Annotated in this window: 8 protein-coding genes and 1 pseudogene; 7 read left to right on the top strand and 2 right to left on the bottom strand. The window is 37.6% G+C overall.

From position 1 onward, the window contains the following. Positions 1–121 precede the first annotated feature (121 nt). The 7 genes and pseudogenes from HMPREF2574_RS05080 (at position 122) to HMPREF2574_RS11040 (ending at position 10,056) form a co-directional block, all read left to right on the top strand. Positions 122–2,098, top strand: a complete 1,977-nt coding sequence (locus HMPREF2574_RS05080) for a peptide ABC transporter substrate-binding protein (protein WP_070812240.1) — start codon at positions 122–124, stop codon at positions 2,096–2,098. 197 nt (positions 2,099–2,295) lie between these two features. Beyond that, a complete protein-coding gene (locus HMPREF2574_RS05075; protein WP_070812239.1) occupies positions 2,296–4,275 on the top strand; it encodes a peptide ABC transporter substrate-binding protein in 1,980 nt (659 codons plus the stop codon). Between the two features lie 376 nt (positions 4,276–4,651). Next, positions 4,652–6,148: an ABC transporter permease gene (locus HMPREF2574_RS05070; protein WP_024052700.1), complete on the top strand. Its 1,497-nt coding sequence runs from the start codon at positions 4,652–4,654 to the stop codon at positions 6,146–6,148. Further along, on the top strand, positions 6,148–7,074 hold the full coding sequence (gene oppC, locus HMPREF2574_RS05065) for an oligopeptide ABC transporter permease OppC (RefSeq protein WP_024052699.1): 927 nt from the start codon (positions 6,148–6,150) through the stop codon (positions 7,072–7,074). The genes HMPREF2574_RS05070 and oppC overlap by 1 nt, the downstream gene beginning before the upstream one ends. An 8-nt stretch (positions 7,075–7,082) precedes the next feature. Continuing rightward, on the top strand, positions 7,083–8,150 hold the full coding sequence (locus tag HMPREF2574_RS05060; protein ID WP_003026176.1) for an ABC transporter ATP-binding protein: 1,068 nt from the start codon (positions 7,083–7,085) through the stop codon (positions 8,148–8,150). Positions 8,151–8,160: 10 nt separating this feature from the next. Further along, on the top strand, positions 8,161–9,084 hold the full coding sequence (locus HMPREF2574_RS05055) for an ATP-binding cassette domain-containing protein (RefSeq protein ID WP_003026175.1): 924 nt from the start codon (positions 8,161–8,163) through the stop codon (positions 9,082–9,084). A 142-nt stretch (positions 9,085–9,226) separates the two neighbouring features. Next, positions 9,227–10,056 (top strand): annotated as a pseudogene (locus HMPREF2574_RS11040) (Cof-type HAD-IIB family hydrolase). Between the two features lie 73 nt (positions 10,057–10,129). On the opposite strand, the gene HMPREF2574_RS05045 reads toward HMPREF2574_RS11040, so the two are convergent. Continuing rightward, positions 10,130–11,095, bottom strand: a complete 966-nt coding sequence (locus HMPREF2574_RS05045; RefSeq protein ID WP_070812238.1) for a LacI family DNA-binding transcriptional regulator — start codon at positions 11,093–11,095, stop codon at positions 10,130–10,132. Then, on the bottom strand, positions 11,076–12,533 hold the full coding sequence (locus HMPREF2574_RS05040) for a sucrose-6-phosphate hydrolase (RefSeq protein WP_024052695.1): 1,458 nt from the start codon (positions 12,531–12,533) through the stop codon (positions 11,076–11,078). The genes HMPREF2574_RS05045 and HMPREF2574_RS05040 overlap by 20 nt, the downstream gene beginning before the upstream one ends. Positions 12,534–12,693: the final 160 nt, after the last annotated feature.

The following is a 12,693-nucleotide window of genomic DNA, read 5'->3' as shown; positions in this document are numbered from 1 at the left end:
GTTGTTTGAAAGCATTTCGGCTCACAACAACGTTTTTTATTGAAAGATTTGTTTGAAAATTCTTTACTTTTTATGAAGATATAGTATAATATAGAATATATCATACTTTTCGGAGGTAACTATGAAAAAAAGTAAAATCATCGCAGTTGCGGGGCTTGCTCTTTTAACGTCTGGTCTTTTAGCTGCTTGCTCGGGTTCAAAATCGAACTCCACAGAAAAAAAGTTTGGTTATGTATATACTGGTGATCCAGAAACTTTGGATTATGTAACATCAGGAAAAGCAACCACTAGCGATCTTGTGACAAATGGAGTTGACGGATTGTTAGAAAATGACAAATATGGAAATCTTGTACCATCAATGGCTAAGTCATGGACTGTATCAAAAGATGGTTTAACCTATACTTATAAACTTCGTAAGGATGCCAAATGGTACACATCAGAAGGCGAAGAATATGCAGAAGTTAAGGCGCAAGACTTTGTAACTGGTTTGAAACATGCTGCTGATAAGAAATCAGAAGCTCTTTATCTTGTTCAAAACTCAATTAAAGGTTTGGATGCTTATGTAAATGGTCAAACAAAAGACTTTTCAACTGTAGGCGTGAAAGCTGTCGATGATTATACTGTTCAGTATACATTGAACCAACCAGAACCTTACTGGAATTCAAAAACAACGTCAGCTATTCTTTGGCCAGTCAATGCAGAATTTTTGAAATCTAAGGGAGATAAATTCGGTCAATCAACGAATCCTAGTTCCATTCTTTACAATGGTCCATTCCTTATGAAAGCTATTACAGCTAAGTCTGCAGTAGAATATGTTAAAAACAACAATTATTGGGATAAGGATAATGTAAACGTTGATAGCATCAAGTTGGCTTATTATGATGGTCAAGACCAAGACTCATTAGCACGTAACTTTAAAGATGGCGCTTATACGTATGCACGTCTCTTCCCAGCAAGTTCAAACTTTGCAACTTTTGAAAAGGACTTCAAAGACAATATCTATACATCAGAAGCAGGTGCAGGAACAGCGGTTTTAGGACTTAATATTGACCGTCAAACATACAACCACACTGCTAAAAAAACAGATGAACAAAAAAATTCAACGAAAAAAGCATTGTTGAACAAAGACTTCCGCCAAGCTTTGAACTTTGCACTTGACCGCGATTCTTACGCTGCACAAGTCAATGGTAAAGATGGCGCTGCTAAAGCAATCCGCAATATGTTTGTACCGTCTGACTTTGTCCAAGTTGGAGAAAAATCATTTAGCGATGTTGTAGAAGAAAAATTAGCTAGCTATGGTGATGACTGGAAGGGTGTCAAATTAGCAGATTCACAAAACGGTTTGTACAATCCAGACAAAGCAAAAGCGAAATTTGCAAAAGCAAAAGGAGCATTGCAAGCTCAAGGTGTGCAATTCCCAATCCACATAGATGTTCCTGTAATTGAAACTTCTAAAAACTTTGTTGCTCGTATACAATCTATGAAACAATCTATTGAAAAAGTGCTTGGCAAAGAAAATGTTGTCATGGACTTGAATATGATGTCAGAAGATGATGTAATGAACATCACTTATTATGCTCCGAATGCAGCTAGCGAAGATTGGGATCTCTCAGGTATCGTTGGTTGGACTCCTGACTATCAAGACCCATCTACTTATCTTGACATTTTGAAATCAACATCTTCTGATAATACGAAAACTTGGTTTGGATTTGACTCTGGTAGTGAAAATGCTGGTGCTAAAGCAGTTGGCTTGGACGAATATAATAAATTAGTCGATGAAGCAGGTGCAGAAACAACAGACATTGCAAAACGTTATGAAAAATATGCAGCAGCACAAGCTTGGTTGACAGATAGCTCTTTGATTTTACCAACAATGGCTTCAACGGGTGCAGCAACATTTGTTTCACGTATCGAACCATTCTCAGGTCCATTTGCGCAAACAGGTAGCAAAGGTAGCTCAACCTACTTCAAATACATTAAAGTTGGTAACGATGCTGTCACTAAGAAAGACTATGAAGCAGCTAATAAGAAATGGCAAAAAGAAAAAGCTGAGTCTAATAAAAAAGCTCAAGATAAATTAGCTGATCATGTAAAATAATACAACCTATAAAAGCAGGTAAAACTTACTAAAAGGTGAGGAAAACCTGCTTTTTTCTATCCATGAAATTGTAAGGTTAATATAATTCCTTTGATACTAGGTTTAAAAAATATGTCATAAAATTTAGAAAATTCTATTTACTTTTTATGTTTTGTGTGCTAGAATGTATAAAAATAATGATTTTGGGAGGAATATTCATGAAGAAAAGTAAAATCATTACCCTTGCAGCGCTAGCCTTGCTTGCAACAGGAGCTCTAGCAGCTTGTTCTGGCTCTAAAACAAGCTCGGGGAACAAAACATTCTCATATATTTATGAGCAAGATCCAGATAACCTGAACTATTTGACAACTGGGAAAGCAGCCACTGCAAATCTTACCAGTAATGCCATTGACGGACTCTTGGAAAATGACCGTTACGGAAATCTAGTTCCTTCTGTAGCGAAGGATTGGACAGTCTCCAAGGACGGCTTGACTTATACTTATACACTTCGTAAGGGTGTGAAATGGTACACATCAGAGGGCGAAGAGTATGCAGAAGTTAAGGCACAAGACTTTGTGACAGGCTTAAAATATGCTGCGGATAATAAATCTGAAGCTATTTACTTGGTGCAAGATTCAATCAAAGGCTTGGATGCTTACATGAAGGGTGAAAATAAAGATTTCTCTTCTGTCGGTATCAAAGCAGTTGATGATTACACGGTTCAATACACGCTTAATCGACCAGAAAGCTTTTGGAATTCTAAAACAACAATGGGCGTTCTAGCACCAGTTAATGCAGAATTTTTGAAATCAAAAGGCAATAAATTTGCACAAGCAACAGACCCATCTAGTCTTCTTTATAATGGTCCATACTTGCTGAAATCTATCACAGCGAAATCATCTGTTGAATTTGCTAAAAATCCAAACTACTGGGATAAGAAGAATGTGCACATTGACAACATCAAGTTGTCCTACTATGATGGTCAAGACCAAGACAAACTTGCTAAAGGATTTAGTGATGGCTCATTTACCAATGCCAAAGTATTTCCAACAAGTCCAAGTTATGCTTCTGTCAGCAAGAAATACAAAAACAACATCGTTTATACTCCGCAAGATGCAACGACTTACCTAGTAGCTACAAACATTGACCGTCAATCTTACAAACATACTTCAAAGACAACAGATGCTCAAAAGACTTCTACTAAGAAAGCTTTGCTAAACAAGGATTTCCGTCAAGCGATTACCTTTGCATTTGACCGCACAGCTTATGCATCACAGGTGAATGGTAAAGACGGTGCGACGAAGATGCTCCGTAATCTCTTTGTACCGCCAACATTTGTTCAAACAGATGACAAGAGCTTTGGAGAATTGGTCAAAGAAAAATTAGTTGGTTATGATGAAAGTTGGAAAGATGTCAACTTAAATGATGCGCAAGATGGTCTTTACAATCCAACTAAAGCTAAAGAAAAATTAGCGAAAGCGAAAGCAGCGCTTCAAGCAGACGGTGTTCAATTCCCAATCCACATTGATATGCCAGTTGACCAAACAGCAACTAATAAAGTTCAACGTGTGCAATCATTGAAACAATCGATTGAAAAAAATCTTGGGAAAGAAAATGTTGTGATTGATATTCAACAAATGTCTAAAGACGACGTGAATAATATCACTTACTTTGCCGAATCCGCAGCTGCAGAAGATTGGGATCTTTCTGATAATGTTGGTTGGAGTCCAGATTTCCAAGACCCATCTACCTATCTTGATGTTATCAAACCTTCAAGCGGTGAAAGCACTAAGACTTATCTAGGATTTGATGCAGGCACGAACAACGCTGCTGCAGCACAAGTTGGTATGAACGAATATGAAAAGTTGTTGAATGAGGCTGAAAAAGAAACCAACAATACGAATGCACGCTATGAAAAATATGCTGCAGCCCAAGCTTGGTTGACTGATAATGCATTGGTCATTCCAACAACAACACTAACGGGTCGCCCAATTCTTTCTCGTACAGTACCATTTAGTAATGCCTTTGCTTGGTCAGGAAACAAGGGAAATAGTGAAACAATTTTCTATAAATACCTTGAAATCCAAGATGAGCCTGTGACTCAAAATCAATACAAGAAGGCCATGGAAAAATGGAATAAAAAGCGCACAGAGTCTAATAAAAAGGCTCAAGAAGAACTTGCAGATCATGTTAAATAATTGAAAAAAATTAGATAAATTTTAACAGAAAAACAAAAAAAGTTCAATTATGATAAAAATATTCTGACAATTGGTTTTACAATTAACCAAAATTGTGATATAATTTTAAACAATCAGTTTAAAAATTGAAGGTATTCTAAAATTGGAAATAGGTATTTGTCGTGACGCGTGGCATTTCTCTATCAGTTCCTTCGGTCTTGGCTGACAGGTTATGTTTAATAACTTAACCATAGTTATTAAAGTGGAATATCTGATGTGACTCATGCTGAATCATTAAAATACAAAAAGAATTAGCAGATCATGTAAAATAAACTTCTCATCAGAACTTTCTCTAACAGGAGGGAAAGTTCTTTTGGGATTTTAAAGGAAACGGTAAATGAAGAAATATATTTTTATGCGTATCTTACGCTCTTTAGTATCTATTTTCATGGTAACAACGCTGACTTACACCATTATCTATACCATGGTGCCTAGGAAGTTGATTTTCAAACAGGACCCAAACTATAACAAAATAGCGACAACTCCTGATAAAAAAGCCAATTACGAAAATACGATTTTTGAGCGTATGGGTTACATTGACTACTATGATACGAAGGAATTGCAAGAAAAAGCTAGTAAAGAGAATTCTTCTGTAACAGTAGAACCTACTAATGCAAATAAAAAAATCTATGAAGCTTACATCAAAAAGCTGGGACGCGGTTGGAAATTGCAGCAATTTAAAGAAAGCAAGCAATTTTATGCAACTCGTGAAGTTCCAGTTTATGAACGCGTTCTTGGTTTCTATGGTAATTTGATTCAAATTGACCATACCGGTGCTGTGAAAGATGCTTCTAATCCGAATTTGAAGCGTTATATTTGCATTGAAAATGATCCTGCCATTGGTTGGTCTGTTGTTGGTTCTGGAACGAGACATAAATATTTATTGTACTTCAATAGTCAGTTTCCATTTATCCATCAAAATTTTGTAAGATTAAATCTAGGAACTTCTTATCCGACCTATGCTAATCTTCCTGTTTTACAGGTTATTTCACAAGGGCAAGGTCAAACGAAGACATCAGAAGTTCAATTTCCAACAGGAAAGAAAACATCATCTGTTAATATTTATACGCGTACATATAAGTCTCCAAAACAAGCCGATGCACGCGATGTTGCTAATTACGGAAAAGATGATCCCTATACGGCGACAGAGAGCAATTATCAATATCCATCTATGATTGTGAGTTCTTCTATTGTTGGGGTGATTGGTTTGGCCTTGTCATACTTAATCGCCGTTCCACTTGGATCTTATATGGCTCGCTTTAAGAATACATTGTTTGATAGTATTTCAACCGGTGCTTTGACTTTCTTAATGTCACTGCCAACTATTGCCTTGGTTTATATCATTCGCTTGATTGGTTCAGCGATTGGTTTGCCTGATTCATTCCCTATTTTGGGAGCAGGTGATTGGCGCTCTTATGTGTTGCCGGCAGTCATTCTTGGACTCTTGAGTGCGCCTTGGACAGCCGTTTGGATTCGTCGTTATATGATTGACTTGCAATCACAAGATTTTGTTCGTTTTGCACGGGCAAAAGGTCTTTCTGAAAAAGAAATTTCAAATAAACATATTTTCAAAAATGCCATGGTGCCACTTGTATCCAGCATTCCAAACTCAGTTATTGGGGTTATTACAGGTGCAACTTTGACTGAAACAGTCTTCGCTTTCCCTGGTATGGGTAAGATGTTGATTGACTCTGTTAAAGCTTCAAACAATTCTATGGTCGTTGGTCTTGTCTTTATCTTTACTTGTCTTTCTATCTTCGCTCTTTTATTGGGTGATATTCTGATGACAGTGCTTGACCCACGTATTAAATTAACATCAAAAGGAGGTAAATAATGGCTACAATTGATAAGACTAAGTTCCAATTTGTCAAACGCGATGATTTTGCCTCTGAAACAATTGATGCTCCAGCCTATTCTTACTGGAAATCAGTTATGCGTCAGTTCCTAAAAAAGAAATCAACAGTTATCATGTTGGGAATTTTGATCGCTATTATTTTGATGAGTTTCATTTATCCGATTTTCTCAGATTTTGACTTTAACGATGTCAGCAAGGTGAATGATTTCGGTGCGCGTTATATTAAACCAAACGGTCAATATTGGTTTGGTACAGATAGCAACGGAAAATCTCTTTTTGACGGAGTATGGTTTGGAGCTCGTAACTCTATCCTCATTTCTGTCATTGCAACCGTGATTAACTTAGTTATTGGTATTGTGATTGGTGGTATCTGGGGAATTTCAAAAACCGTTGACCGTATCATGATGGAAGTGTACAATATCATTTCTAACATCCCATCTCTCTTGATTGTCATTGTCTTGACTTATTCAATTGGTGCTGGTTTCTGGAACTTGATTTTTGCTATGACCATCACAGGTTGGGTTGGGATTGCTTATACAATTCGTATCCAAATCATGCGTTATCGCGACTTGGAATATAACCTTGCCAGCCGAACTTTGGGTACGCCAACACTGAAAATCATTGTGAAAAATATCATGCCACAATTGGTTTCTGTTATTGTGACAACGGCTTCGCAACTGCTTCCAAGTTTCATTTCTTATGAAGCATTTCTATCGTTCTTTGGTTTAGGGCTTCCTGTCACAGTACCAAGTTTGGGACGGTTAATTTCAGATTATTCACAAAACGTGACAACAAATGCGTATCTTTTCTGGATTCCATTGACAACCTTGATTTTGGTTTCTCTTTCATTGTTCGTTGTCGGTCAAAACTTAGCGGACGCTAGTGATCCACGTACACATAGATAGGAGTAAATATGACACAAGAAAAAAATGTAATATTGACTGCTCGCGATATTGTCGTGGAATTTGACGTTCGTGATAAAGTCTTAACAGCCATTCGTGGTGTTTCGCTTGACCTTATCGAAGGTGAGGTTCTTGCACTTGTAGGAGAATCTGGTTCTGGTAAGTCTGTTTTGACAAAGACATTTACAGGAATGTTAGAGGAAAATGGTCGAGTTGCTCAAGGAACGATTGATTACCGTGGACAAGATTTGACAAAATTGAAGTCTAATAAAGATTGGGAACCTATACGCGGTGTTAAAATTGCAACAATCTTCCAAGATCCGATGACGAGTTTGGACCCTATTAACACAATTGGTAGCCAAATTACAGAAGTGATTATCAAGCATCAAAAGAAAACGCCAAAAGAAGCAAAAGAAATGGCTGTTGACTATATGAATAAGGTCGGCATTCCTGATGCTGAAAAGCGTTTTAATGAATACCCATTCCAATATTCAGGAGGAATGCGTCAACGGATTGTTATCGCTATTGCGCTTGCTTGTCGACCTGATATCCTTATCTGTGATGAACCAACGACAGCGCTTGACGTTACGATTCAGGCACAAATCATTGATTTGTTGAAATCTTTGCAACACGAGTATGAATTCACAACTATTTTTATCACCCACGACCTGGGAGTGGTAGCAAGTATTGCAGATAAGGTTGCGGTTATGTATGCTGGTGAAATCGTTGAATACGGAACAGTAGAAGAAGTCTTTTACGATCCACGTCATCCTTACACTTGGAGTTTGTTATCTAGTCTGCCTCAGTTAGCAGATGATAAGGGTGAGTTGTATTCAATTCCTGGAACGCCGCCATCTCTCTATTCACATTTACAAGGAGATGCATTTGCCTTGCGTTCAGATTATGCTATGGAAATTGATTTTGAAGAGAAACCACCTCAAATTTATGTAACGGATACCCACTGGGCAAAAACATGGTTGTTACATGAGAATGCTCCAAAAGTGAATAAGCCAGCTGTTATTGATGATTTACACGAAAAAATTAGCTCAAAAATGGGCTTTGCCCATTTAGACGCCTAGGAGGAAGGAAATGCCTGAAAAATTAGTAGAAGTTAAAGATTTGGAAATTTCCTTCGGTGAGGGAAGCAAGAAATTTGTTGCTGTTAAAAATGCTAATTTCTTTATCAATAAAGGAGAAACGTTTTCACTTGTAGGAGAATCTGGTTCTGGTAAAACGACAATTGGTCGTGCGATTATTGGTTTAAATGATACGAGTCATGGAGAGATTTTCTTTGAAGGGAAAAAAATCAATGGCAAAAAATCAAAAGAAGAAGAGTCAGAAATCATTCGTAAAATTCAAATGATTTTCCAGGATCCTGCTGCTAGTTTGAATGAACGTGCGACAGTTGATTATATCATTTCGGAAGGCTTGTATAATTTCCATTTATTTAAAGATGAAGAAGAACGCAAGAAAAAAGTGAAAGATATTATTCATGAAGTTGGATTGTTATCAGAGCATTTAACACGTTACCCGCATGAATTTTCTGGTGGTCAACGTCAGCGGATTGGGATTGCCCGTGCGCTTGTTATGGAACCAGATTTTGTCATTGCAGATGAGCCGATTTCAGCTTTGGACGTGTCTGTGCGGGCACAAGTTTTAAACCTACTGAAAAAATTCCAAAAAGAATTAGGTTTGACTTATCTCTTTATTGCTCACGATTTATCGGTTGTACGCTTCATTTCAGATCGTATTGCGGTTATTTATAAGGGTGTGATTGTCGAAGTAGCTGAAACAGAAGAACTCTTTAACAATCCAATTCATCCTTATACTCAGTCTTTATTGTCAGCTGTGCCAATTCCAGATCCAATCTTGGAACGGAAGAAAGTGTTGAAAGTCTATGATGCTAATCAGCATGATTATTCAACGGATAAGCCAGAAATGGTCGAAATTCGTCCTGGACACTTTGTGTGGGCTAATAAAGCAGAAGTTGAAAAATATAAAAAAGAATTATAACATCATTCTTTGACTTTGAGAGAATTTTAAAAATCACTTTAGAGGTTATCTAGAGTGATTTTTGAATTCATGTTATCTTTTTCTGGACGATTCTATTTTAAACTGTGCTATACTAGTTGTAATAGAAAAGAGGAGTAATGGGCTGTATCAATTGATTGCGTTTGATATGGATGGAACACTTTTGACTAGTAAAAAAACAATTGCCAAAAGCAGTGTTGAAGCGATTGGGAGAGCTCAAGATGCTGGTAAACAAGTTGTACTTTCAACAGGACGCTCTTTGTCAGAACTGCTTCCTTATGGATATGATTTGCGCGAGATTCGCTATGATATTCTTGCAAGTGGTGCATTGATTTATGATTTGGAGGCTAAATGCGTTTTAGCTAAGCAAACCTTGCCTGCTATAGCAGTAGATAAGGTGAAAGCGATAGCAGAAGTTCAAGATTTGATGCTGGTTTGTATGATTGACGGTCAAGGCTATCTTCAAAAATCACATTTTGAGAATATTGCTAACTATTATATGGAAATTTATACTGAACTTTATGATAAAACAGCTATCTTGGTGGATAATATTTACGATGTGTTAGCTAAGGAGAGAGCATTTTGACAAAATCAATATTTATCACTTTACGGCAAGGGATCAGGGATCGAGATCAATCGTATGAAACTTTATTGTCTGAAAAGATAACGATTATAAAAGCTGAAGTAAGTGGTCTTAAACTAACAGTGCAAGGAGTTGAAAAGGGGCAGTGTTTAGCTCACCTTGCTCAAAACTTGAATCTTCCTATGGAGCAAATCATTGCTGTTGGGGATGCTGACAATGATGAAAGCATGATTCGCGAAGCAGGTTTTGGTGTTGCTATGGGAAATGCCGATGAGAATATCAAAGGTTTGGCAGATATTATTGTGGCAGATAACGACCACGGTGACTGTGCGCAGGCTATTGATGATGTGCTTCTGGCAGATAAAATATAAGAACAACGAATAAACGCTAACCCCCACTTAAGATTTCTCAATACTTAAGTGGGGGTTTAACTATCTCACAGTATTAAATACTCTTTCCTGAAGAGAGGTGGACGGGAAGAAAGTAGCCGGTTGTCACAACTTCTTCACCAGCAATTTTTCGAAGCAACAAATCTACCAGTAAACAAGCTATATCTTTCAATGGTTGCTGTATAGTGGCTAGTTGGGGATAGTAGTTTTCTACAAAATAAGTTCCGTCGTAACCGATGACTTTTAGATCCTCTGGAATTTTGATTTCCAGTTCTTGAGCGACTTTCATGATTAAAATGGCTGTCAGATCATCTGAAGCAAAAATGGCATCAGGTTTTCTATGTTTTAAAATATTTTTGATTTCCATTTCTTTGCGAATAGGAGAGAAGTCACTTGATACATTGATAATTGGTGCATCAGGTAGCATGGAAGCAAAACCTGCATGGCGGAGACCTGTCGGGGAGTTTGAATTATCATTTCCGGTAATCATAATGATATTTTGGGCACCGGATTTGACCAAGGTTTCTGCAGCCAAGACACCACCAGCATAGTTGTCTGAAGATACAACAGGAATGGAAGGGGATAAGTTGCGGTCAAAAGAGATAATGGGAGCTGTTACACGGTCATAATCAGAGATGCCTAAGTTGTGGCTGCCTGAGATAATGCCATCCACTTGATTGGCTTCTAGCATCTCCAGATACTCTTTTTCCTTACTTGAATTGTGCTCGCTATTGCAGATGATTGTCTTGTAGCCTCTTTTGAATAACTCATGTTCTAATTTGTCAATGAGTTCGGCATAAAAGATGTGACTGATATTTGGGAAAATCAATCCAATCAGTTTAGCGGATTTTCCTTGTAAGCTACGAGCGAGATTATTGGGCTTGTATCCCAACTCGCGCATGGCCTCATTGACTTTTGTAATCGTTTTTTCTGAGAGGTAGCCTTTTTTGTTAATTACACGAGATACAGTGGTTGGGCTGACTCCAGCAATTTTTGCAACATCAGTTAACTTCGCGACCATAATCTAATTCATAGTAAGTTCCAGTTGGATTTCCCTCGCTGATAAAAATACCGTTTTGGTTTTCATGAGGGAAAACGCGACCTGAAAATACTTTTTCTCCTTTGTTAATAAAAATTTCAAAAACTGACTTATCAATGAAGATAGTAGCAGTTGTAGCTTGGTTTTCAATCGTACAACTACGAACAGTACCAAATTCAAGAGCGTATTGCTCACCGGCTTGACTACGGTCAACTGTTACTTGACCATTTTTGATGTCAAAGCAAATGCGTAGACCCTTATGCTCTTGATCTGCAAAAAGGACGATCTCAGCTTGTGAATCAATTGTAAATTCTAGTTCTAATTCATAGCAGTTCTTTGTTTGCGCTTGGTTAGCAAACGTTTGGCTATTATCTGTGCGTAAGGATGTGATAGCTTGAACAGGATATTGATAGAGTTTTCCTTTTTTTAGTGTTAATTCCTTGACAAGCGATAAAATTCCTTGATGATCAAAACGATCAGATGGGTAAGCAATATCCGGCAAACCTAACCAGCTGACTGCTAAGACACGGCCATCTGGAGCATTGAAAGCTTGGGTGGCATAGCAATCAAATCCATAATCTAAATTTTGCGGAGGACTAGGATCGACAATTGCTGTTTCCGCTATGTCAAACGATTGACCTATCTTATACATGTTTGGGAAAATATTGTCGTAAGGAGCAACTTTTTTTGATAAACCTTGAGGGCAGTAGAGCAAAATAGGTGTTTCATCAATAAAGACAAGATTGGGGCATTCCATCATATAAGCTGTATTGTCATTTTCAAAGTCTAAATCGCCGACTTCTTCCCAGTTTATATAGTCGTTTTCAACTGCTTTATAAAACTTGATAAAGCCTTTTTTGTCCAGAGTTTGTCCGCCGACAATGGCATAGCTCTGACCTTTATAATTGAAAATCTGTGGATCTCGAAAGTGATCTGTAGTATCCTTAGGTTGTTCAATCAATACTTTGTTTAGTTTTTGAATATGTCCGTCTTTGTTCAGCAAAGCGCCGATTTGGTAAGGGTGACGAACCCAATTCTCATCACGGACATTTCCAGTATAGAATAGGAAAAGTTTGTCGTCAAACTGCATAGCAGAGCCAGAGTAAGCACCGTGACTGTCTAATGGGGTGTCTGGCAGAACACGAACACCGGTTTCTGTGAAGTGTACGAGGTCATCACTTTCCAGTTGTACCCAAGACTTGAGCCCATGAGTTGCACCAAATGGAAAATTTTGATAGAAGACAATCCATTTTCCGTCAAAATAGGAAAAACCATTTGGGTCATTCAGCAGTCCCGTATCAGGCTCTACGTGGTAGGTAGCACGCCAAGGTGATGTAGCGATTTTATTTTTTATCTGTTGGATTTCGTTTTCAGTCCATTGTTCATAGCGTTTGTAACGTTGTTCAGTAGTCCAAGCCAATCTTTTGTCCTCCGAGATAATTTTCTTACTTATATAGTAAACGTTTTCTCTGAAAAAATCAACTTTTTAATAGAAAAAAATAAAATTTCTGCAAAACGCTTGACATATTTTGAAATCATGTTAAAATAATAGTCGTAGGAGTGATTAAATCGCTTTCATA

Origin of the sequence: Streptococcus sp. HMSC034E12 (assembly GCF_001835915.1) — a bacterium.
Lineage (GTDB): Bacteria > Bacillota > Bacilli > Lactobacillales > Streptococcaceae > Streptococcus > Streptococcus vaginalis.
Note: the sequence above shows the minus strand (reverse complement) of the source record. Positions and strands in the feature narration are given on the sequence as shown.